This is a genomic window from Saccharopolyspora sp. SCSIO 74807 (assembly GCF_037023755.1).
Lineage (GTDB): Bacteria > Actinomycetota > Actinomycetes > Mycobacteriales > Pseudonocardiaceae > Saccharopolyspora_C > Saccharopolyspora_C galaxeae.
Map to the genome: position 1 here is coordinate 5,689,913 of NZ_CP146100.1, position 23,027 is coordinate 5,712,939.

Annotated in this window: 20 protein-coding genes and 1 pseudogene; 9 read left to right on the forward strand and 12 right to left on the reverse strand. The window is 70.3% G+C overall.

What is annotated here, in order from left to right; genetic code table 11:
* Positions 1-45 precede the first annotated feature (45 nt).
* Entirely contained in the window at positions 46-258 is a 213-nt protein-coding gene (locus V1457_RS26175) for a hypothetical protein (RefSeq protein WP_200072407.1), read from the forward strand.
* A gap of 110 nt (positions 259-368) precedes the next feature.
* Here the strand turns inward: V1457_RS26175 and V1457_RS26180 are convergent, their stop codons facing one another.
* The 7 genes from V1457_RS26180 to V1457_RS26210 form a co-directional block, all read right to left on the reverse strand.
* Positions 369-1,754, reverse strand: coding sequence for an arsenic transporter (locus V1457_RS26180; RefSeq protein ID WP_338597554.1), 1,386 nt, complete (start codon positions 1,752-1,754; stop codon positions 369-371).
* Between the two features lie 196 nt (positions 1,755-1,950).
* Positions 1,951-3,378, reverse strand: a complete 1,428-nt coding sequence (locus V1457_RS26185) for a sodium:solute symporter family protein (protein WP_338597556.1) — start codon at positions 3,376-3,378, stop codon at positions 1,951-1,953.
* Positions 3,375-3,593 carry a DUF3311 domain-containing protein gene (locus V1457_RS26190; RefSeq protein WP_200072384.1) on the reverse strand — a complete coding sequence of 73 codons (219 nt, stop codon included), beginning with the start codon at positions 3,591-3,593 and terminating at the stop codon, positions 3,375-3,377. Before V1457_RS26190 ends, V1457_RS26185 begins: the two co-directional genes overlap by 4 nt.
* Positions 3,594-4,019: 426 nt before the next feature.
* Positions 4,020-5,648, reverse strand: coding sequence for an NAD(P)/FAD-dependent oxidoreductase (locus V1457_RS26195; protein WP_200072221.1), 1,629 nt, complete (start codon positions 5,646-5,648; stop codon positions 4,020-4,022).
* Positions 5,649-5,895: 247 nt separating this feature from the next.
* Positions 5,896-6,705 carry a siderophore-interacting protein gene (locus V1457_RS26200; RefSeq protein ID WP_338597558.1) on the reverse strand — a complete coding sequence of 270 codons (810 nt, stop codon included), beginning with the start codon at positions 6,703-6,705 and terminating at the stop codon, positions 5,896-5,898.
* Between the two features lie 81 nt (positions 6,706-6,786).
* Complete coding sequence (locus V1457_RS26205; protein WP_338597560.1) at positions 6,787-8,661, reverse strand: arabinofuranosyltransferase; 1,875 nt, start codon at positions 8,659-8,661, stop codon at positions 6,787-6,789.
* Between the two features lie 326 nt (positions 8,662-8,987).
* Positions 8,988-9,620, reverse strand: a complete 633-nt coding sequence (locus V1457_RS26210; RefSeq protein WP_338597562.1) for a TetR/AcrR family transcriptional regulator — start codon at positions 9,618-9,620, stop codon at positions 8,988-8,990.
* A gap of 256 nt (positions 9,621-9,876) precedes the next feature.
* Between V1457_RS26210 and V1457_RS26215 the strand changes: the two genes are divergently transcribed.
* Complete coding sequence (locus tag V1457_RS26215) at positions 9,877-11,205, forward strand: carboxypeptidase regulatory-like domain-containing protein (RefSeq protein WP_338597564.1); 1,329 nt, start codon at positions 9,877-9,879, stop codon at positions 11,203-11,205.
* A 205-nt stretch (positions 11,206-11,410) separates the two neighbouring features.
* Here the strand turns inward: V1457_RS26215 and dapA are convergent, their stop codons facing one another.
* Both dapA and V1457_RS26225 read right to left on the reverse strand, forming a co-directional pair.
* The gene (gene dapA / locus V1457_RS26220; RefSeq protein WP_338597566.1) at positions 11,411-12,268 is read right to left on the reverse strand and encodes a 4-hydroxy-tetrahydrodipicolinate synthase; all 858 of its coding nucleotides are present in this window, start codon (positions 12,266-12,268) and stop codon (positions 11,411-11,413) included.
* 151 nt (positions 12,269-12,419) lie between these two features.
* Positions 12,420-12,821, reverse strand: coding sequence for a DUF5313 family protein (locus V1457_RS26225; protein WP_338597568.1), 402 nt, complete (start codon positions 12,819-12,821; stop codon positions 12,420-12,422).
* Between the two features lie 146 nt (positions 12,822-12,967).
* Between V1457_RS26225 and V1457_RS26230 the strand changes: the two genes are divergently transcribed.
* Positions 12,968-13,426 (forward strand): MarR family winged helix-turn-helix transcriptional regulator, encoded by a 459-nt coding sequence (locus V1457_RS26230; RefSeq protein WP_295150950.1) that lies wholly within the window; start codon positions 12,968-12,970, stop codon positions 13,424-13,426.
* Between the two features lie 52 nt (positions 13,427-13,478).
* Entirely contained in the window at positions 13,479-14,465 is a 987-nt protein-coding gene (locus V1457_RS26235; RefSeq protein WP_338597571.1) for an adenosine deaminase, read from the forward strand.
* A 143-nt stretch (positions 14,466-14,608) separates the two neighbouring features.
* Here the strand turns inward: V1457_RS26235 and V1457_RS26240 are convergent, their stop codons facing one another.
* A complete protein-coding gene (locus V1457_RS26240; protein WP_338597573.1) occupies positions 14,609-14,905 on the reverse strand; it encodes a carbohydrate-binding module family 14 protein in 297 nt (98 codons plus the stop codon).
* A gap of 104 nt (positions 14,906-15,009) precedes the next feature.
* Between V1457_RS26240 and V1457_RS26245 the strand changes: the two genes are divergently transcribed.
* Entirely contained in the window at positions 15,010-15,516 is a 507-nt protein-coding gene (locus V1457_RS26245; RefSeq protein WP_338597575.1) for a hypothetical protein, read from the forward strand.
* Between the two features lie 328 nt (positions 15,517-15,844).
* Entirely contained in the window at positions 15,845-18,601 is a 2,757-nt protein-coding gene (locus V1457_RS26250) for an EAL domain-containing protein (RefSeq protein ID WP_338597576.1), read from the forward strand.
* Positions 18,602-18,603: 2 nt separating this feature from the next.
* Here V1457_RS26250 and V1457_RS26255 read toward each other — a convergent pair whose 3' ends face one another.
* Both V1457_RS26255 and V1457_RS26260 read right to left on the reverse strand, forming a co-directional pair.
* Positions 18,604-19,371 (reverse strand): IclR family transcriptional regulator, encoded by a 768-nt coding sequence (locus tag V1457_RS26255; protein WP_338597578.1) that lies wholly within the window; start codon positions 19,369-19,371, stop codon positions 18,604-18,606.
* A gap of 67 nt (positions 19,372-19,438) precedes the next feature.
* Positions 19,439-20,362: an amidohydrolase family protein gene (locus V1457_RS26260; RefSeq protein WP_338597580.1), complete on the reverse strand. Its 924-nt coding sequence runs from the start codon at positions 20,360-20,362 to the stop codon at positions 19,439-19,441.
* Positions 20,363-20,415: 53 nt separating this feature from the next.
* Between V1457_RS26260 and V1457_RS26265 the strand changes: the two genes are divergently transcribed.
* From V1457_RS26265 to V1457_RS26275, 3 genes and pseudogenes are all read left to right on the forward strand, one after another.
* Complete coding sequence (locus tag V1457_RS26265) at positions 20,416-20,898, forward strand: MarR family winged helix-turn-helix transcriptional regulator (RefSeq protein WP_200072207.1); 483 nt, start codon at positions 20,416-20,418, stop codon at positions 20,896-20,898.
* 33 nt (positions 20,899-20,931) lie between these two features.
* A complete protein-coding gene (locus V1457_RS26270) occupies positions 20,932-21,558 on the forward strand; it encodes a maleylpyruvate isomerase N-terminal domain-containing protein (RefSeq protein ID WP_338597583.1) in 627 nt (208 codons plus the stop codon).
* Positions 21,559-21,649: 91 nt separating this feature from the next.
* Positions 21,650-22,945, forward strand: a pseudogene (locus V1457_RS26275) (lactate 2-monooxygenase).
* Positions 22,946-23,027: the final 82 nt, after the last annotated feature.

Here is a 23,027-nt window from a genome sequence, read left to right on the forward strand (position 1 = left end):
GGCCCGCTGCGAAGATCGGCTTCCGGTGGCTGCACACTGGGTGGCGTGGAGGAGAAGTTGGACAACGCGCGCCCACAGCTGACCGCGGCAGTGTGCGCCCACGTGGGAATCGGAGCCGACGACTCGGTGGCGCGGGCCGCCCGGGACCGGCTGGGCAATGCGCTGGCGAACTACCGGCGGCGCGCCTCGAACGGCCAGCACGGCCAGCCGATGGAGGACCGCCTGCTGCCCGGCGACGGGGACTTCAAGCTCAGCTGAGCGAGCGGCGCGCTGCCGCGGGTTCTGCTTGAGAAGTAGCGGCAACCGCTTGCGGCGCCCGGGGACTCAGCCGGACAACCGGCGGGTTCTCAGGTGTCTATGACCCCTACCTAGGCGTCCAGCAGAGCGAGCCAGCCGGCGAGCGCGCACAGCGTCACCAGCAGTACGGGCACGGTGAGCACGATGCCGGTGCGGAAGTAGCGGCCCCATCCGATCCGCACCCCGTGCCGGTCGAGCACGTGCAGCCACAGCAACGTGGCGAGGCTGCCGATCGGCGTGATCTTCGGCCCGAGGTCGGAGCCGATGACGTTCGCGTACACCATCGCCTCGTGCGCCAGGCCCGGTGCGCTGGTCGCGCCGATCGCCAGCGCGGCGATCAGGACCGTCGGCAGGTTGTTCATCACCGAAGCGAGCGCGGCCACCACGACACCGGTGCCCACCGCCGCGGTGAGCAGCCCGTGCGCGCCGAACCAGCCGAACAGCCCGGCAAGTTCGCGGGTGAGTCCCTGGTTGCGCAGTCCGTAAACGACCAGGTACATGCCGACGCTGAACAGCACGATCTGCCACGGCGCCTCCCGGACCACCTTGCCGACCGGGATGCGCCGCGCAGCACCGGAATCGCCGAGCCCGACGGAACTGCTGGGGCTGCTGGCCGGCACCAGCCGGGATTCCGTTGCGGCGTAAGCGAATGCGGGCCACCGGGCGGCGACCGACAGCAGCACCAGCGCACCCGCTCCGATCACCGCCGACAGCGGCACCCCGAGCGGTTCGGCGGCGAAGTAACCGACCAGCAGCAGGACCAGCACCACCCAGCCTGCCCGGAAGGTGAGCCGGTCGCTGATGGCCGAAGCCGGCTCGCCCAGCGCGTCGGTGCTGTAGCGCTGCGGCACGTCGCGGCGGAAGTACCACCACAGCACCGCCAGGCTCGCGGCCACCGACACCACCCCCACCGGCAGCATCACCAGCGCGTAGCGGGTGAACCCGATGCCGAAGAAGTCCGCCGAGACGATGTTGACCAGGTTCGACACCACCAGCGGCAGGCTTCCGGTGTCGGCGACGAACCCGGTCGCCAGCGCGAACCCGAGCACCGCCCGCGGCGGAAACCGCAGCGCGTGCACCACCCGCAGCACGATCGGCGTGAGGATCAGCGCGGCGCCGTCGTTGGCGAACACCGCCGAGATCACCGCGCCCAGCAGCACGACCAGCACGAACAGCCGGCGCCCGCCGCCGCGTCCCCAGCGCGCCACGTGCAGCGCGGCCCACTCGAAGAAACCGCACTCGTCGAGCAGCAGCGACACCAGCACGATCGCGACGAACGCCAGGGTGGCGTTCCACACCAACCCGACCACCGTGGGCACGTCGGAGAAGCCGACGACGGTCGTCGCCAGTGCCACGGCAGCGCCGCCGAGCGCGCTCCAGCCGATGCCGAGCCCCTTCGGCCGCCAGATCACCAGCGCCAGCGTTCCGGCGAAGATCAGCAGCGCGGTCAGCGTCATGCCACTCCCGTGCAAGTCGTGAATCGTCCGCACGATTTTCGCCGTGCTACCGGAGCCGTAGGGGTCCAGTGCCGCTCACGTCACAGCTAAAAACCGATCCGCGTACCGCCGCCCTGCTCCGCCGCGGTACCAGCGCCGCGGCGGTCTCGCCGCTTCAACGAGTCGCCCCCGGAGCAGGTTCGCCGGGATCGGCGGCTCACCGGCCGCTGCGGACCACCTCGGGCGCAGCCTCCGGCGTGGACCGGCGCAGCACGGCCGAAACCGCGCCCAGCACAAGCACGTTCAGCGCGAGACCGACCAGCCCGGAACTGACGCCGAACAGCGTCACCCCGGTCACCGCCGAAGCCAGCACCACGCACTCGCCCGCGATCACTCCGGCCAGCACCGCCCCGGCGCGCACCGGCACGCGCTCGCGCAGCGTGAGCAGGTTCGCCGGTGCCAGCTGGATCATTCCGCTGTAGGTCAGCAGGTACAGGTCCGCCATCAGCTCCGGGCGCCCGAGCGTCAAGGCCAGCACCAGCGCCGAAACAACCCCTGCGGTGACGCGGCTGGCCCGCAGCCGAGACTCCGCAGGCATCCCGCTCGGCACCAGGTTGCTCGACACCAGCGTCGCGACGCAGATCAATCCGCCGGCGGCGGGCACCATGGCGCACGCGGCACCCGCGATCAGCACGACGGCCAGCAGCCACGGCGGCAACGTCTCCCGGGCCATGCCGAGCAGTGCGGCGTTGCCGTCCGCGGAACGCCCGTCCGTGACCGCGTAGAAGCCCACCAGCACCGGGATCGCCACGGCCACCGTGTACAGCGGGAGGAAGACGTGGTTGGACGCCACTGCCCGCGCCGAATTCCCGGAAAGCACCGCGGGCCAGCTCGAAGGCAGCGTCATGCAGCCGAACCCGGCGCCGCTGACCAGCACGCTGGAGACGTACCAGACCGTGCCGTACTCGCCGCCGGGCTGGATCGTGAGCAGCTCGCGCGCGCCGCCGAGCACCGAGGCGAACAACCCGCCCTCCGGCTGCCGCGCCAGCAGCACACCGGCCCCGATGATCACCAGCGCGAGCACCATGAGCACGTCTTTGAGGTAGGAGGTCGCGGCCACGCCGTGCAATCCGGACCACACCACGAAAAGCAGCACCAGCACCATCGCCACGACGATGCTCGTCGTGCCCGTGGTCTCATCGCCGGTCATGAACGACACGATCGTGCCGAGCCCGATCAGCTGCACCTGGATGACCGGCATGAAGAACACGATCGACAGCACCGCGGTGATCCCGCCGAGCACCGGCGAGCCGAACCGGTGCCGCAGCATGTCCGGGTTGGTTCGATAGCCGTGCCGCTTGCCCAGCCGCCACACCAGCGGCCCGACCAGGAACATCCCGACGTAGCCGATCACCAGGTACGACGGCATGTACATCGCGGCGACACCGCCGCCGAGCACCACCCCGGAGATGCCGAGGAACGTGAACGTCGTGAAGATCTCGCCGGCCTGCAGGAAGAACGTCGCCACGGCCCCGAACCGGCGCCCGCCGACCGTCCAGGACGACAGGTCGAACCCGCCGCCGCGCCTGCCCAGCAGGCCGATGACCGCAATGAGCAACAGTCCGGCCAGCGCGGTGACGATCATGCGCCGTCCTCCGCATCCGGCGCCAGCCGCCCGGACCGCTCGTCGCGGCGCAGCACGAACGCGAGGATCAGGCTGGTCAGCACGCACCAGGCGCACACCCACACCAGCACCGGCGGCAGGCCGAACCACGGGGTTGCGCTGTTGACGAACGGGAAGAACGGGGTGCCCAGCAGTGCGATCACCGGCAGCACGAGCAGGGCGTGGAAGGGCTTCACCGGCGCCCGCCCGCCGTGCGCTCGCCCGTCCTGCGACCGCCCGCACTTTGTCCGCGCCGCCTCATCACCATCGCCATGCCACGCCTCCCAACCGCCGCCGGAATCCCGGCTGCGCACGATGCCGTGGCAACGCTAAGAATCCGCACCTCGGATGGCAACGGTCCGCGCCCGTAACCCCCGGCACGCCACGCTCCGCCACCCCGCGGACACCCGCCGTCCCCGCCACTGCCGAACCGAGCGAACGGACCGTTTGACCAATCTAGTGGGACGAACAGGCCGTTCACTCGGCTCAACCTGCCCAGTTGGGGTGGCGCGTCGGGGTGTCAGCACGGGGTGCCTATGCGCGGTGGACCGTGAGCGAACGGACCGTTGGTCCCAATAGATTGGACGAGCAGGCCGTTCACTCGGAACCGGCGGGGAAGGCGCTCACTTGAGCAAGAAGCCGCGGTAGTCGTCGGCGGCGACCTGTTCGCAGGTGTCCTCGTAGGTGGCGAACCCGCCCGCGTAGGGCATGAAGACCCGCTCCTTGCCGGGGATGTTCGCTCCGAGGTACCAGGAATTGCCGCGCGGGAACAGGGTTCCGTCCGCCACCTCGTTGACGTGCGCGACCCACTCGTCCTCGGCCGCAGCGGTGGCCTCGATCGACTCGTAGCCGCCCGCTCGGACGTGCTCGATGCAGCGCGCGGTCCACTCCACGTGCTGCTCGATGGAAGTGATCATGTTCGTGAGCACCGAAGGGCTTCCCGGCCCGGCCAGCAGGAACATGTTCGGGAACCCGGCCACGCCCAGCCCGAGGTAGGTGCGCGGACCGGCCGACCACTTCGCCGCCAGCTCCGCGCCATCCCGCCCGCGGACGTCGATCCTGGTCAGCGCACCGGTCATCGCGTCGAAACCGGTCGCCAGCACCAGCGAGTCGAACTCGTGCGCACCGCCCGCGGTGCGCACCCCGCGCTCGGTGATCGCCCGCAGCGGCTCCGCCCGCGAGTCCACAAGGGACACGTTGTCCCGGTTGAACGTTTCGAGGTAGTCGATGTCCACGCAGATCCGCTTGGTGCCCAACGGATAGCTGCGCGGGGTCAGCGCTTCGGCGACGTCCGGGTCGTCGACCCGTTCGCGGGTCTTCTCCCGCACGAACTCCGCCGCGGTCTCGTTCGCCGCCGCGTCGCTGGCCAGGTCCGCGTAGGCGCCGAGCAGCATCGGACCGCCGATCTCCCAACGCCGCTCGTACTCCGCGCGCCGGGCCTGCTCGTCGACTTCGAGGGCGCACGTCGCGGTGTCCTCGCGCACCATGCCCGCTTGCGAGCGCCGCGCCAGCCGCCTGCGCTCGCGGTAGTTCTTCTTGATCTCGCGCTGCACCTCCGGTTCGAGCGGGTGGTTGCGCGCGGGCACCGTGTAAGCGGGGGTGCGCTGGAAGACGGTGAGCTGCGCGGCCTGCTCGCTGAGCACGGGAATGCTCTGCACCGCCGAAGAACCGGTGCCGATGATGCCGACCCGCTGCCCGGTGAAGTCGATCTCGCGGTGCGGCCACCGGCCGGTGTAGTAGACCGGTCCCGCGAACTCGTCGAGACCGGGGATGTCCGGGATCTGCGGGACCGACAGGCAGCCGGTCGCCATCACGCAGAACGTGGCGCGCACCGGATCGCCCTGCTCGGGATCGCCCTGCTCCGGATACACCGTCCACGTCGCGCTCGGCTCGTCGTAGTGCGCGGCCGCCACCCGGGTGTCGAACACGATGTCCCGGCGCAGGTCGAAGCGTTCGGCGACGTGCCGCAGGTATTCGAGGATCTCCGGCTGCGCGGGGTAGCGCTCCTGCCAGTTCCACTCCTGCTCCAGTTCCGGGGAGAACGAGTAGGAGTAGTCCATGCTCTCGACGTCGCAGCGCGCTCCCGGATAGCGGTTCCAGTACCAGGTTCCTCCGACGTCGGAACCCGCCTCGTAGATCCGGGCGCGCAGGCCCGACTCGCGGAGCTTGTGCAGCATGTACAGCCCGGTGAAGCCGGCTCCGACGATCACGGCGTCGAGCCGCTCGGTGGCGCGCGGTGACGTGTTCGCCATGCGGGGCACCTGCTTTCTCGAGAGGCAGCCAGGACCAGAAGACCACGACGCGCCGCGAATGTGATCGACGCCACCGCCACCGTGCAGCGGCGCCGATCGGAAAGTCAACGTTGACCGTTATATTGATCGTCATGATTACTCGTCCGGCGCAGTGCCCGCGGCTGCGCCCTGAGCGGTGAATCCGCTGCCGGAAACGCAAAAAGGGCCCGCGATCAGCGGCTGATCGCGGGCCCCGCGGCGATGTTCGTCAGGTCTTGTCGGCGGCCTTCTCGGCTGCCTTCTCCGCGCGCCACTGCTCGTCGGTCTTGCCTTCCCGCCAGTAGCCGGAGATCGACAGCCGCTCCTTGCCCACCCCGCACTCGTTGAGCAGGTAGCGGCGCAGCACGCGCACGAACCCCGCCTCACCGTGCACGAACGCCTGCACCTCCCCGGCCGGGAACTCGGCGGTCTGCACCGCGTCCACCAGGTCCTCGCCCGCCGAGCGGTACAGCCAGCGGACCTGGGCGTCGGCCTTGGTGGCCAGCGTCTGCTGCTCCGCGGCGTTGTCGACCAGCAGGAACACCCGCGCGGTCGCGCCGGGCGGCATCGCTTCGAGGGAGGCCGCGATCGCGGGCAGCGCGCTCTCATCGCCGACCAGCAGGTGCCAACCGGCCGCCGGGTCCGGCGCGTAGGCCCCGCCCGGTCCGGACAGCAGCAGCTCGTCGCCGATCTGCGCGTTCGCCGCCCACGGCCCGGCCAGCCCGCTGTCGCCGTGGTGCACGAAATCCAGCGCGAGCTCACCGGCCTGCTCGTCGTAGTGGCGCACGGTGTAGCTGCGCATCGCGGGCCAGTGCTCGCGCGGCATCTCCGCGCGGATCACGCCCATGTCCAGCGGCTGCGGATAGATCACGTCCGGGCGCGGGAACAACACCTTCACGTAGGCGTCGGTGAACTCGTTGGGCTCGAAGCTGGCCAGGCCGTCCCCGCCGGCGACGATCCGGATCATGTGGGGCGTGAGTTGTTCCTTGCGCAGCACGCGCAGCCGGGTCACCGGCCGGTTCTTCCTGGCTTGGGTCATCAGCCCCTCCTCATCACGCGACTCTCTGAGGCAAGGCTAACCTGATCGTCGAGTGCTTTCACGTAGCGCACCCCGAAAAGATCAACGTGTCGCGATCACCGCGAACGGTCCTGCGTCCCGGCGCGCGAAGCCCGGCGAGTCGAACAGCGCCGGGTCGAACCGCACATCGTAGACCTGCACGTTGGGTTGGTGCGGGAAGGCGTCGTGGGTGAGCGTGAGGTGCAGGCCATCGGGTGTGCGGCGCAGCAGGAACGCATCGGGCGGAGTGAACCCGCTGCCGCGCAGCTTCGCGGTCAGCTCCGCGGAATCGCGCGCGGACGCCCAGTCCCGGATCTCCGAGGCCCGTTCCTCGTACCGCGCCAGGGGGTTGGCGTAGTGCGGAGTCTCCTGCTGGAAGCCGCGGAACGGCGCGAAGGACTTGATCGGGTGGTAGGTGCTCAGCAGCACCGTCTCCGACGGCGCGCGGCCCGTGGTTTCCCGCAATGCGCCGAGCAATTCGTCGTGCCAGGAACCGTCCGCGGCAGGGTCGGCTTGGCGCTGGGCGTTGCTGCCCGTCGGGTAGTAATCGGTGTAGGCGGGCTGGGCGGCGCTGTGCACTTCGGTGGCGAGTGCGGTCTCGACGGTGCTCACCGATCCGGCCAGTCCCAGCAGGACCGCCAGCGCTACCGCCTGCGCACGGAACCGCTCGGGCAGCCGCGACCTGGCCCAGCGGAACAGTTCCAGCAGGCCGAGCACTCCGGCCACCGCCAGCAGGACGTTGAACGCCGTGGTCACCCGGAACGCCAGCAACGTGGTGTGCGCGGCGATCGCCAGTGTGGACAGCCCGAACCACAGGTAGACGACACCGGTCACCACCAGCAGCGCGGCGGCCACCGCGTTGCGCCGGCACGACAGCACGAGCCAGCACAGACCGGCCAGGCAAAGCGCGCCGAACAGCGTGGGCTGCAGGAACGGGAACGGCGGCACGGACTCCGCCGGGAGGTAGTTGTTCGCCGCACCGGCGGATTCCGCGCCGCCGAGCTTGGCCAGCACGAACGGCGTCCAGACCAGCAACGCCACCAGCCCGGCCACGGCTCCGATCCCGAGCAAGCGCAGCAGCAACGGGCCGGGCCTGTTCGCTCTTCGCACGACGAGCACCGCGGCCATCGCGATCAGCAACACCGTCGAGAAGGCCAAGTAGAGCGTGTACGTGAGCGCGGTGAAGCCGAGGAACAGCCCGATTCCCGCGAGCGCGGCCCGGTGCCGGTGTTCCCGACACCGCAGCACCCGCCACGCCGCCACCGCGACCGGCGGCAGCAACGCCGCGGACGGCCAGGCGTAGGGCTCGTCGAATCCGTGCAGGAACCCGCTCAACGTGGTGGCGATCGCCAGCAGCACGGCCACCCGCCTGCGCATCACGACGCTCCACAACGTGAACGCCGCGACCGCGGTGACCGCGATGGTCAGCAGAGCGAAAGGTTTGTAAGCGGCCCACGCCGGATTCCCGGTCAGCGCGGCGAACCGCCCGCCGAGCCAGAACCAGCCCGCCGGGTAGTACGGCGGCAGCCCGGCGTAGTTCATGTCCGAAAGCACCGGCGAGTCGGTGAGCCTGGTGAGGTATTGCAGCCGGAACGCCTGGTCCACGGACGTGCCGCCATAGAAGAGCTTCGTCGGTTCCAGCGGCCAGGCGAGAACGGTCGTGGCCAGCGCCGACAACGCGACCCACGCGGCGGGCAGCCGCAACCGCAGCGCCTTCCTGCGCAGGCCGTCCCAGGCAGGCGCCCGGCAACCGCTGAGCACGACGGCTCCGAACAGCGCGGCCAGCAGCAACGCCGCCGTCGCGGTCGCGGCGACCTCCGGCAGCTCGGTCGGCTCGCTGAGCCCGAGCCGGGCGATCGGCAGCTGCACGGCCAAGCTCACCACCGCCGCCACCACGGCACCCGCGCCGAGTTCGGCGCCGACGCGGCCGGGCGACAATCGAAACGCCGACGGCCGCGGTTCACCCGGAATCCCCATAACTTGATCACCATATGTGATCATCACTGGGCATCAACCGCGCAAACGGCGGCACGTTTCCGCCGATCAGTCGTACCGCGGCCGGTCCGGCCAACGCTCGCCCGCTGCCCCATCCGGACCGCACGGGCCATTCGACCAATCCGGCCAGGCAAGAGATCCGTCCGCCGGCGCCTACACGCAGGCGACCAGCAGATGCCTCCGCCCGAGGGACATTTTCGAGCGAACGGACCGTTCGTCCCAATAGATCGGGCGAGGGGGCCGTTCACTCCGCCAAGATCGTGCGGGAGTTACGGTTGCAGGCCGTCGGCGAGCCGCTGGAACACGCGTTGCAGGAAGTCGCGCAGCATGGCGTCCGCATCGGCCTGCTGCCAGCACTGGATGGAGACCCGCAGCGCGGTGACCGCCGTCGCGGCCAGCAGCCGCACGTACTCGTCCGGACCGGTCCCGATCCGCTGCCCGAGCCCGTCGCACAGCGCGGATTCCAAGTCCCGCGATGCCAGCGCTACCCTGCTCACCAGTTCCGGATGATCGCGCAGCACCAGCGCCTGATCGCGCCAGGTCGGACCCGCCATCGCGGTGTCGAGCGCGTCGTCGAGCACCACCTGCAGCACCCGCAGCGGCGACTCGTCCGCCGGGCGGGCCACGATGCGCTCCGGGGCGCCCGCGACCGTCGCCGGGTCCCACGGGACCAGCACCTCTTCCTTCGCGGTGAAGTAGTTGAAGAAGGTGCGCGGCGAGACCTCCGCCGCCGTGCAGATGTCCTCGACGGTGACCGCGGCCGGGCCGCGTTCCCGGAACAGCTTGACCGCGGCCTGCTGCAGAGCTTGCCGGGTGGCGCGCTTCTTGCGTTCGCGCAGGCCCTCGCCGGGCGCTTCCCCGGAGGCGCGCGAGGCGCTGCTCGGCGCCGTCGTCCTGGACATCCTGGTGCTCCCCTTCACGATCCGCCGCGACCGGATGCACGCCGGGCCGTTCATGGTAGTTGCGGCCGAGCCCGCGGCTCCGGTCGCACTCACCCCATACCGGACAAACAACTTGCAGGACTGCATTATTGCACCCGATGCAGATAATGCTAAGATCGGCGAAGTTCTGCACTGGGGATTCCGCCGCCGGCACCGCCGCCGAGCCGGCCTTCGCGCGCCGCCAACCGCGCGCCGTGAACGAGCACAAGGAGGAGCAGTGTCCGAGGAGCAGCCGGCGTCGCTGGCGCGCACCCTGGCGTCGGCGTTGTGGTTCCCGATCTTCTTCGTAGTCGGGTTCATGGTCTTCTACCTGCTGCCGTTCCACGCGCCCGCACCGCACGACATGCCGGTGGTCGCGGTCGGCGAGCAGACCGCAACGCAGCTGAGCGCCTCGTTCGACAAGGCCATGCCCGGCGGGGTGGACGTCAGCGCCGTGGACACCGCCGAACAGGCCCGGCAAGCGGTGACCGACCGGCAGGCGGTCGCCGCCTACGACCCCGCGACCGGCGACCTGTTCTACGGCAAGGCCAACGGCGCGGCGCTGATGCAGTTCCTGCAGAAGATGTTCGCGCCGGTCGCCGCCGCGAGCGGGCACGCGCTGTCGCTGCACGACCTGGCCCCGACCGCCGCCGGCGACGTGATGGGCACCGGGCTGTTCTACCTGCTGATGGCGATGAACATCCCGCCCTACGTCACCGTGATGGTGCTGCTGCGCGCCGAACTCACCACCCGCCAGAAGCTGCTGTCGCTGGTCGGAGTGGGCGCGTTCGCCGCGGTGTTCTGCTTCGCGTTCGGCGCGACCATCGGGGTGATCCCGCCGAATCCGCTGGTGATGCTGATCGGGTTCCTGCTGACCCAGGGCATCGCCTGGACCGCGTTCGGGCTGGTGCCGCTGGTCAAGCAGTTCATCCCGGGCGTGGCGATGACGCTGTTCGTGCTGCTGAGCATGCCCTCCAGCGGCGGGGCCATCCCGAAGGAGCTGGTGCCGACGTTCTTCCAGCACCTGCACCCGCTGCTGCCGCTCGGGCAGGCAGTCGACTCGATCCGCGGGGTGCTGTACTTCGGCGGGGCACGCGTCGCGCCCGGCGTCATCGGGCTGGCCGCGTGGTGCTTGATCGGTGTGACGCTGGTGATCTTCACGCAGCTGCGGGCGCAGCGGGCCGCGGAGAACGATCCGGAGGCGGTGGACTCCGCCGGTTCCTACGAGCACAAGGACGACAGCGGCGCGGTCGTCGACCCGTCCTTCGAGCCGCCGCTGCCCGCGCACCACCGGACGCTGGTCGGCACCATCAGCCACGCGGGCGGAGCCGCCGCGGGTTCCGCGGTGGTCACCGTGACCGACTCGGCCGGTGAGCAGATCGCGCGGGTGGACACCGACGCCGACGGCGGCTACGAGGTGCACGACCTGCCGGACCGGTTCGTCACGGTGGTGGCCTCCGCGCCCGGCGCGGTGCCCGCGGCCGGGCGGGTCTCGGTGCCGCGCGGGCGGAAGTCCGGCTACGACTTCGTGCTGCCCGCTGCAGAACCGGCCAAGGCGGCGCGCTGAGGATCGCCGGTCCGGCTCAGCGGAGCGGTCCGCGCGGTCGCCGCCGAAAGGGCGGCCGCGCAGATCGTCGGACTGCGCTGGTCCTGCCGCCCTGGTGTTCGCCCGGTCCCGCCGGCCACCCGGGCCTGCCGGTCGTCCGGTCCTGCTGATCCGGCCGCCCCGCTGTCCCTGCTGACCCGCCGAGCCTGCGGGCCCGGACTGATCGTCAGTCCCCGGCCAGCAGGCCCGTTTCCAGGAGCGCGGCGCGCACCACCTCGGTCTCGGCCTCGTCCGCCTCGACCAGCGGCAGCCGCAGGCCGCCCGCGCGGTGCCCGAGCAGGTTCAGCGCCGCCTTCACCGGGATCGGGTTGGTGGTCACCGAAAGCGCCGAGTAGAGCGGCTTGAGCGCGGCGTCCAGCTCGGCGCGGCGCTGCGGCTCGACGATCATCTGCCGCATCTGCGGCCCGGCGACGTGGCTGGCCACCACGATGCCGCCCGCTCCGCCCATGTCGAGGGTGCGGGCGAAGGTCTCGTTGTTGCCCGCGTACACCCCGAGCCCGTCGACCAGCGCGAGGTTGTCGTCGTTGGCCTGCTTGACGTAGTCCACCCGCTCGATCTGCGCGAGCTCGGCCAGCAGGTCGTTGGGCATGTCCGTGGCGGTTCGCGACGGGATGTTGTAGAGCACCACCGGCTTGTCGGTGGCCCGCGAGACCTCGCTGAAGTGCCGCACCAGGCCGCGCCGGTTGGGGCGGTTGTAGTACGGCGTGACCGACAGGATGCCGTCGGCGCCGAGTTCGGTGACCTGCCGGGTCATCCGGCACGCCTGCGCTGTGTCGTTGGAACCGGTGGAGGCGATCACGCTGCAGCCCGCGGGGCGTTCCTGGCAGGCCAGTTCGACCATCCGCAGGTGCTCGGCGTTGGTCAGCGTCGCCGCCTCACCGGTGGTTCCGCAGACCACGACGCCGTCCGAACCGTTGTCGACCAGGTGGTGCAGCAACGCGACGAAGGCTTCCTCGTCGACCTTGAGCTCCTCGTCGAACGGGGTGACGATCGCGGTGATCAAGGTGCCGAGCGTCGTGGTCATCTCGCTGCCTTCCTCTCGTGCTCCGCCCGCCGCGCACCGCGCGATCCGGGCACCCTCGGTGCGGACCGCCGTCCGGCCCTGCCGAGGCCGCGGACGGCGGTTAACCAGCATGAATCATGCGGGACGTGCGTGCGCAAGAGGGTTCGGCGGACTACTGCTCGCTGTCGCGGTAAATCGCCGCGTAGCGCTCGTGCTGCTCGGCGCGCAGCTTCGCCTTCGCCTCTTCGCGCGTCCGCCGGGCTGCGCCCAGCGGATATCCCTGCTTGTGCGCCCGGTGTTCGACGGTGAACTCGGCGTAGGCCAGCGAGTACCACAGCCCGAGGATCACCCCGCCCAGCAACGCCATCGCCTTGATCCACAACGGGCCGGGCATCAGCAGGAACAGCAGGCCCGGGGAGAGCTGCACGAGGCTGCGCAACGCGTGCCGCACCATCCACGTGCGGGCGCTGACGTCGTGCAACACCCACTCGGAATACCGCTGCGGCAACCGGCCGCCGTAGGCGTACCAGATCCACAGCACCGGGTTGGGCCGAACCCGCTTCGACGCACCCATCGCGCACCGCTCCCATCGCACCGGCGGGCCGAGCCCGGCAGCGCCGTCGAAGGCGCTGCCGCCGTCGAAGGCACTAATCGTTAATGCACTAATGTTCTGCGTGCGATGCTAACGTGGTGATCGGCGAGCAGGAAGGACGGTGCCGCATGGAGCAGGTCGACCTGGGCGAGGATCCCCTCGCGCTCGATCGGCAGGTCTGCTTCGCGCTGTCGGTCGCCTCCCGCAGCGTCATCGCGCTGTACCGGCCGCTGCTCGAACCGCTCAACCTGACCCATCCGCAATACCTCGTCATGCTCGCGCTGTGGGAGTCCTCCCCGCGCTCGGTCAAAGACCTCAGCAACACCTTGCAGGCCGACTCGGCAACGTTGTCCCCGCTGCTCAAGCGGCTGGAGACGGTCGGGTACCTCACCCGCAGGCGCAGCGCGGACGACGAGCGGCTGCTGACCGCGGAACTCACCGACGCCGGGCGGGCGCTGCGCGCGAAGGCGGAGGAAATCCCGTACCGGGTGGTCGAGCAGCTCGGCATGGACGTCTCCGAGCTGGAGGCGCTGAACGGCTCCCTGCACCGGGTCATCGACGCCGCGCACCGCAGCCGAGCAGTGTGAGCCGCGTCGGAGTCGGGCCGATCGACGGCGCCCCGGCTATATGCTCGGCCGGATGAACGCGCCGACTCCCTTGCCGAAGGCCGAACTGCACGTGCACATCGAGGGCACCCTCGAACCGGAGATGGTCTTCGAGCTGGCGCGGCGCAACGACATCGCGCTGCCGCACGCCTCGGTCGAGCAGCTGCGCGCGAAGTACCGCTTCAGCGATCTCCAGTCGTTCCTGGACATCTACTACGCGAACATGGCGGTGCTGCGCACCGAAGCCGACTTCCGCGATCTGGCGGCGGCCTACCTGCGCCGATGCGCCGAAGATGGGGTGCGGCACGCCGAGATCTTCTTCGATCCGCAGGCGCACACCAAACGGGGCGTGCCGGTGCGCACCGTGATCGAAGGGCTCACCGGCGCCATCGCCGACAGCGACGTGTCCGCCGAGTTGATCCTGTGCTTCCTGCGCGACGAGTCCGCCGAGTCGGCCGAGCAGGTGCTGCGCGCGGCCGAGCCCCACCTGGACCGGATCATCGGCGTGGGGCTGGACTCGGCCGAGGTCGGGCACCCGCCGTCGAAGTTCACCGAGGTCTTCCGCCGCGCCCGCGCGCTCGGGCTGCGCGCGGTCGCGCACGCGGGCGAGGAAGGCCCGCCGGAGTACGTGACCGAAGCGCTGGACCTGCTCGGCGCCGAGCGCATCGACCACGGCATCCGCGCGCTGGAAGATCCGGAGCTGGTGGCGCGGCTGCGGCGGGACCGGGTGCCGCTGACGGTGTGCCCGCTGTCGAACGTCCGGCTCGGCTGCTTCCCCGGCCTGGAGGTGCACACCTTGCCGCGGCTGCTGGCCGAGGACCTGCTGGTGACGATCAACTCGGACGACCCGGCGTACTTCGGCGGTCACGTCGGGGAGAACTTCGCCGCGGTGCAGCGGGAATTGGGCGTGGACGGCGAGCAGCTGCGCGGGCTGGCCGCGAACTCGTTCACCGCGTCCTTCCTCGACGAGCCGCGCAAAGCCGCATACCTGGCCGAGGTCGCCGCCTGCTCAGTGGAGTGACCGGGCCGCGCGGGAAACCCGGCGGGCCGGTCGGCGACAATTCGTGCCTCCGAAGGCGCGCTTTCCGGAACCGGCCAGAAGGCACCGCCGCAGAGCCCGGCCGGTTGGATCCGGGCCAGTCGACGATCCCGCGCACCGTCGAATCATTCGTAAACGCACGTCACCAGGTCTTGATCCCAGATGAGGTTCGGCGGGCAGTTGCTTTTGTACGGAACTCCCTTGTCGCACGCGTAGAAGGCATTGGGATCGCTGTCATCCGGCAGGTACGTCGGCAACGGGCCGTCCTTCTGCGGGCACTCCCCCACCGGCGCTCGTTCCGTGAGCTGCGTGGGTTCCCGTGGTGCGCTCTCGGCCGCAGCCGTGCTGAACGGAACGAAAGCGAGCAGCCCGACCGCCGTCGCCGTCAATATCCAGCGGCCGCGCGCTCCTGAACCGACCATCTCGGCCTCCTCCGATGTTTTCGCGGTAGCTACCGCGGTTCCGGCCGAGCGTATTGCGCCGACGATCTTCGATTCAAGCGTCCAGCAGTCGAAGCTACGAACGAGTGATCTTCATTGCGGGGTATTGCGAAGACTCAGATCGGTCGATCGGTTCCGACATCGGCCTGCCGGTCACGTGGTGCCACCGCCGCGACTTCACTGCGCCCGCCGAGCAGGCGGGGCCGGCGCTGCGGCGGAGTTGTGCCCACCCGCGCCGACCCGGGCTGAGGTACGCGCGCCACCCGGGCCTTGCGGCCCCGGTCCGGTCCGCGGCCGGGGATCCGGCGGGCGGCGACCTCGCCCGCTACCGCCCCGAGCGGCTCGCTTCCCCGGTCGTAGCCGGTGCCGCCGATGCACATTTCTCCGGACATGATCCGCTTTTCTCGTCGTACGATCTTGTCGATTCCGCCGGACCGCTCGGGTTGGCCGGTCCGCGGTTTCATCGACCGCGGAATGATCCGGCACGCGGCGGCGCGGAATTCCACAGCTCGCCGATCAAGGAATGCTTCCCAGGCATCGAGATCGAACTACATGCCGTCATCGCGGAGTATCGAGACTCCTCTTTAGAGTGAGCATTCAAGGGCCGATTGGGCAGAGCATGCACCTACCGTCACGGATTCTCGCTCGGACAGACCAATCTGATCGACACGCTGGCGCCGCAGCGCACTACCGCGCGTACGGTCCAATCCGGACGTCCCGTCCGGAACGGCCGCCTTCGCGAGCCATCCGTGATTTCCCGGCGACCACTCAGGACAGTCGCGGAGTGGGGCGCATGGGAAACTGTGGGCGAGGCGGCCATCGGCGTAAGTTGACACTCTGGGATGTCACCGGCGGTGATCAGTGACGGAGCGCCACCACCAACGGTGACGAGCAATGTGGAAGGCGTGCACTGGATGATTCATGGACGTTGATCCGGAACCGCTCGGCGCCGGACTGGATCACGAGTTCCTCGACCTGGCGCTTGCCGCGCACGGTGCGGTGCAGTGGTCGCTGCGGTTCGCCGACGGCAGAACCGCCTGGACGTCCGGGATGGACGTCCTTCTCGGCGTGCCCGGATCCGGTGTGGAAGACCTGCGAACCCGCCTGCACCAGCTGCTGGAGCCGCTGACGCTCTCGGCCCGCACCACCGATGCCTGGCAAGACCTCGAACTGGAGCAGCCGGTGCAGGACTCGAACGGCGAGACCCGGTTCGTGCGCTTCCACGCGCGCCGCATGGGCGCCGACCGCGGCGCTGACCTGATCGGCGTGGCCAGCGACGTCACCAAGGCGCGCCAGGATCGGCAGAACCTCACCGACCTGGCCGACCGGTACCGGCTGCTGGTGGAGCTGAGCCCGGACGCGATCTGCGTGCACCAGGACGGGCTGGTGCGCTACGCGAACTCCTCCACGCTGGAGATGCTCAGCTTGCGCTACGACGAGCTGATCGGACGCCCGATCACCGAGTTCGTGCGGCCGCGCTCGCTGACCGCCATGTACGAACGCCTCCGTGGGCTGACCGCGCCCGGTTCCCGCACCAAGCCATCGGAGGCCGAGCTGACCCGCCAGGACGGCAAAGTCGTCCCGGTCGAGCTGGTTTCGGTGCGCACCAGCTGGGAAGGCTACCCGGCGCTGCAGGTGATCCTGCGCGACATCACGACCAAGAAGGCCGCCGAGGCCACGTTGCGCTACCAGGCCGCACTGGTCCAGCACGTCAGCAACGCGATCATCGCGACCGATCGGGAGGGCGTGGTCACCAGCTGGAACCCGGCGGCCGAGGCGGTCTACGGGGTGGCGTCCGGCAAGGCGTTCGGCAGGCACGTCGGCGACCTGGTCGGCGCCCCGCTGCGGCCCGCCGACCTGCTGGGAGCCGAGGGCGGGGTGCTGGAGTCGCTGCACCGCGACGTCGACGGCCACGCGCTGCGGGTGCGGATCTCGGTGGCCGAGATGGACGACGGCTTCGTGCTGGTCTGCGCGGACGAGACGGCGCGCCGCCGCGCCGAACGGCACTTCGCCACGGTCATCGACGCGCTGGACGAGGGGGTGCTCGTCGGCGGGCCGGACGGAACCTTCGAGTCGGCCAATCCGGCGGCGCTGCGGATCCTGCGCACGAACCGCGCCGAGCTCGTCGGGTCGGAGCTGGCCAGCTGGCCGATGTTCGACGAGACCGGCCGCGTGGTGCCGCTGGACCAGCGCCCGTCCCGGGTCACCCAGCGCACCGGCCGTCCGGTGAACTCGCGGGTGGTGCGGGTGCAGCGGGGGGACGGCAGCAGCGTGTGGCTGGCCACCACGGCCCGGGCGCTGAACCCGGACGACAGGCCGCCGCACCGGGTGCTGGTGTCGTTCACCGACATCACCGAGAGCCGCGCGGCCCGCGAACGGCTCGAGCACGAGGCCACGCACGACCCGCTGACCGGGCTGGCGAACCGCACGATGGTGCTGCAGCACCTGGAGGCCACCGTCCGCGCCGATCCGCGCACCCGCCCGATGACGGTGCTGTTCGTGGACCTGGACAACTTCAAGCTCGTCAACGATTCGCTGGGCCACGGCGTCGGCGACGAGGTGCTGCGCAACATCGGGCAGCGGCTGGTGCGGGCCACCTCCGAGGGCGATCTGGTCGGCAGGCTCGGCGGGGACGAGTTCGTGGTCGCCACGCACGAAGAGCTCGACGACGAACAGCGGTGCGTGCGGGCGGAGCACCTGCTGCGCACGCTCACCGAGCCGACGCACGTGGAGGGCATCCGGCTGCACGTGGACGCCAGCGTCGGCATCGTCGTTTCCGCGCCCGGGGACGACCGCAGCGCCCAGGACCTGCTGCGCGACGCCGACGTGGCGATGTACCGGGCCAAGTCCGAGGGCCGCGGCCGCTACGCGTTCTTCGACGTGGAACTCCGCGAGCGGGTGCAGCGGCACATGCTGCTGGAACAGGATCTGCGCAATGCCGCCGCGCTCGAGCAGCTGTGGGTGGCGCACCAGCCGGTGGTGGATCTGCGCACCGGCGAGATGGTCGCGGTGGAGGGGCTGCTGCGCTGGGACCACCCGGAGCACGGCACGATCTCGCCCGGCGAGTTCATCCCGCTGGCCGAGGAGAGCGACCTGATCAACAACATCGGGGAGTTCATGCTGCGCACGGTCACCCGCGAGGTCGCAGCGCTGCGCCAGCGGCACGGCGGTCCGCTGCAGCTGAACGCGAACCTCTCACCGCGCCAGCTCGGCGACCCGCGGTTGCAGTCGAAGGTGCGGGCCGCGCTGGCGGAGTCCGGGCTGCCCCCGGGCGCGCTGTGCCTGGAGGTCACCGAGAACGCGCTCATGCAGGACGCGACCTCGGCGGTGCGGATGCTGCGGGCGCTGCGCGGGCTGGGCGTGTTCCTGGCGATCGACGACTTCGGCACCGGGTATTCCTCGCTGGCGCAGTTGCGGCGGCTGCCGCTGGACACGCTCAAGATCGACCGGTCGTTCATCACCGACCTCGGCGAGTCCGACGACGTGGAGGCGATCGTGACCAGCATCGTGGCGATGGCGCACGCGGTCGGGCTCTCGGTGGTCGCCGAGGGCGTGGAAACCCCGCGGCAGCTGGAGATCCTGCGCGACATCGGGTGCGACCAGGGGCAGGGCTACTACTTCGGCAAGCCGGTGCCGGTGGACCGGCTGCCCGCGCGGGACCGTTCGGCCTCGCGCTGAACTCAGCGCGACTCGGTGCTGTGCAACGCCGTTTCGGCCCGCGCCACAGCGGCACGCATTTCCCGCACGAGGTGCGGAATCCGCTGCGCGTCGAATCGGGCCGAGGGCACTGAGACCGAGAACGCGGCCACCGCCTCGCCCGACGCATCGCGCAGCACCGCGCCCACCGCCGACACCCCGGTCTCGGTCTTGTCCCGGTTGATCGAGTAACCCTGCTTGCGCACCAGGCGAAGTTCCCGCAGCAGCGCTTTCCAGTCCTTCTCGGACAACCGGTCGGCATCCCCTTCCCTGCGGTAGAGCTGTTCGAGCTGGTCCTGCGCCAGTTCCGCGAGCAGCGCCTTGCCACCGGAGGAAAGGTGTGCGGACAGGACTCCGCCCTGCCGATCGCCGACGTGCAGCAGCCGCGTCGATTCGACCGAGGCGAGGAACCTTGTCTGAGTGCCGACCCGCACGAGCAGGTTGACCGTCTCCTGCACCCGCTCGCACAGCGCGTCCATGTGCGGGTGAACCGCGCGGCGCAGGAGCTGGTTCGGCCGCCCGGAGACCCGGCCGGCCGCCAGCGCCGGGCCGGGAACGTAGGTCCGGCTGTCGTCCTGGATCGCGAAATCGCGGTACACCAGCATGGAAAGCAGCCGGTGCGCCGTGGAACGGGCGATGCCGAGCTCTTCTGCCGCGTCGCTGACCCGGAGTCCACCTTGGTCGCGCAGCAGTTGCAGCAGCAGCAACGCGTTGTCAACGGAGCTGAGCGCGTACGGCGGCTTGTTCTTCATCCGAGAATCGTATTCTGCTGACCGGGATCTTGGCTCTGACCGCCGGGCGCACGTCCGGGAACCGGCGTCAACCGAACCGGGGCAACAGCCGCCCGGCGTTGACCCGGTCCACTTCGGCGTGGTCGATTCCGTCCCAGGCGTCCAGCTTGCCGGTGAACCAGGTCGCCATTTCTGCCGTGGCGTAGGGGAAATCGCTGCCGAACAGCACGTGCCCGAGCTCGGCGAACCGGGTCAGCGCCGGAAGCGAGTACTCGGAGGCCGACAGCGCGGTGTCGAAGTAGAAGCCGCGCAGGTCCGCCAACAGCTGCCCGGCATCACGGCTCGGATCGTCGAGGGCGAGCGAACCGGCGATGCGTTCGGCCGCGTACGGCAGGAACCCGCCCGCGTGCGGCAAGATGATCTTGAGGTTCGGGAACCGGCGCGGTACGCCGCGGGCAGCCAGGTTCACCGCCGCCCGGGTGGTGTCGAGCAGGAAATCCGCCGCATAGGGCGGAACCCCGGGAACGGGCTCGGCGGGCAGCGCGGACGGGTGCACGAACACCACAGCCGCACGAGCGTCCAATTCGGCCATCAACGGGTCGAACTCCGGATCGCCGAGGTAAGTCCCGTTGCTGTTGGCAAGCAACACCACTCCGTCCGCGTGCAGCTCGTCCAGCGCGTAGGCGGCCTCGTGCACCGCACCGTTCACGTCCGGCAACGTCAACGTGGCCCAGAATCCGAAGCGTCCGGGATGTTCCGCAGCCAGCCCGGCGCAGAACTCGTTGAGCTCGCGCGCGAACTCGCGGGCGCCGTCGTTCAGCCAAGGCTCCACGCCGGGAGTGGTGATCGACAGGATGGCCGCCTCGATCCCGTTGCGCTGCATCAGCTCCAGCGAGGCATCCGCACTCCATTCCGGAATCCCGCGGCCGCCCGCGGAAACGCCGGCGCGCGAGAGCCGCTGCCGGTAGCGGGGCGGCACGACGTGGTGGTGGACATCGATGCGCCCGGTCATGTCTCCTCCGAATTACTTAGCTTGCTAACTACCTTTCCGGTAAGGTAGCAGCCATGTCGCAAGCGCCGCAAAATCCCGAGCACGACGGGACATCCGAGCTCTCGCGGGCCACCGACGCGCTGTTCCTGGCCATGCGCCGCGCGCGGGCCGCCAACGCCGGCGCGGGCGGCCTCTCGCTCGCCCAGCTCGCACTGGTGCTGCCGCTGGCCGGCGAGGGCGAACTGCCCGTCGGCGACCTCGCGGTAGCGGCGGGCGTCGCGTTGCCGACCGCGACCCGGATGCTCAAGCAGCTCGAAGGCAAGGGTTTCGTCACCCGCCGCCGCAGCCCGGACGACGAGCGACGCGTGCTGATCGGGCTCACTCCCGAAGGAGCCGCGGAGCTGGACCGGCTGCGCACCCGCCAGCGCCGCGCGCAGGCCGCCGGTTACGCGGAATTCAGCCCGGACGAGCGGTGGCAGCTCGCGCGGCAGCTCAACAGGCTCGCCGAAGTGATCGATGCGCAGTACCGCGGCCTGGCCCGGCTCGAAAAGGAATAGCCCGGGCGCGCGGTCGGTGCCAAGGTTCGTGCCATGCCGACCATCACCGCTGAACACCTCGACCGCGCCGTGCACCTCGCCGTGGACCTGCTGCGGCAGGCACCGCCGGACGCCTGGGGCGAAACCGCCGGAGCGCTGGAATGGGACTGCTGGGAGACGGCCGAGCACCTCGGCGACGACCTGTTCGGCTACGCGGCCCAGCTCGGCCCGCGGACTCCCCCGCTGGACGACCTGATCGGCTTCTCGTACTCGGCACGCCGCCCGGGCGGGCCGATGAACGCCGTGCACGCCGACCGCGGTGCCGGACCGGACGGGCTCCTCCAGGCGCTCGAGGCGAGCGGGGCGCTGCTGAGCGCGATGGTGCGCACGACGCCGCCGCAGGTCCGCGCGCACCACATCTTCGGCGCCTCCGACGCGGCCGGTTTCGCAGCGATGGGAATCGTGGAAACCCTTGTGCACACCGATGATCTGGCACACGGCCTCGGGCTCGACTGGGATCCGCCCGCGGAGCTGTGCGAGCTCGTGCTGGAGCGGTTGTTCCCGGACGTGTCCACCGGAGCGGAGCCGTGGCCGAGCCTGTTGTGGGCGACCGGGCGGATCGAGCTGCCCGGGCTGCCGCGCCGGACTTCGTGGCGCTGGTACGGCGAGCCGGGCGAATGACCCGGTGTGGACGCGGTGCGCTCCTGCGGCGATGATCGGGCCCCGAAAGCGGAACATCGTCGTGCCGCAAATCGACAGGGAGGGCTGCGAGATGTCCGACGCGCAGGGTTACGGCCGCGACCGGCAGTCGGCCATCTACCGCGCCGGGGTTTCCGGCCGACGACCGGCCGTGCCCACCGACTTCGCCGCGTTGAGCAGGCGCGCGAAGCGCAAGACCACGGCACGGGGCTGGGCCTACGTCGCTGGTGGCGCAGGCTCGGGTGCGACGATGCGCGCCAACCGCGACGCCTTCGACCGGTGGTCGATCGTGCCGCGGATGCTGCGCGACGTGTCCGAGCGGGACCTGAGCGTGCAGCTGTTCGGACGCCGGGTCCCCGCACCGGTCCTGTTCGCCCCGATCGGCGCCGCGGACCTGGTGCATCCCAGCGCCGACATCGGCATCGCCACCGCCGCGGCAAGGCTCGGCCTGCCGTACGTGTTCTCCAGCCAGGCCTGCGCGCCGATGGAGCAGTGCGCCGCTGCCATGGGTGACGCGCCGCGGTGGTTCCAGCTGTACTGGAGCACCGACGAGGAGCTGGTCGACAGCTTCCTGTACCGGGCGAAGCGCTGCGGCGCCGAGGCGATCGTCGTCACGCTGGACACGACGCTGCTCGGGTGGCGGCCGCAGGACCTCAACCTCGGTTCGCTGCCGTTCGCCCAAGGACGCGGGATCGCGCAGTACACATCGGATCCGCGGTTCCGGCAGATGATCCGCGAACGGGTCGAGTCCGGAAAGGACAGTGGCTCAGCGGTTTCGGTCACGCTCTCGGCTATCCGCGCATTGCTGTCGATGAGTCGTCGTTTTCCCGGCTCGCTGCTGGGAAATCTGCGTTCACCGGAACCGCGGGCGGCAGTTCAGACCTTTTTGGACACCTACTCGCGGCCGTCCCTGGGCTGGTCGGACATCGCCACGCTGCGGGACCGCACCGACTTGCCGATCGTGCTCAAGGGCGTGCTGCACCCGGACGACGCGCGGCGCGCGGCCGACTCCGGAGTGGACGGAATCGTGGTGTCCAACCACGGCGGGCGGCAGGTGGACGGCTCGATCGCCGCGCTGGACGCGCTCGCCGAGATCGCGCCCGTCGTCGGTGATGCGCTCACGGTGCTGTTCGACAGCGGCATCCGCGGCGGCGCCGACGTGTTCAAAGCACTCGCGCTGGGTGCCGATGCGGTCGCCGTCGGCAGGCCCTAGCTGTACGGGCTCGCCGTCAACGGCGCGGACGGCGCACACGACGCGGTCGCCGACATAGTCGCCGAGTTCGACCTGACCCTCGGCCTCAGCGGCCACACCTCCCCCGCTTCCCTCACCCCGGACGCGCTGCGCCGCACCCCCACCGGTTCGGAGTGAAGGACCTCGTCGCCCGTTCGGTAGAAGGAGTCCTTCGCTCCACGCGGTCCGCTCCGTCCGGGTGAGCGCCGGGCGTGTCGTC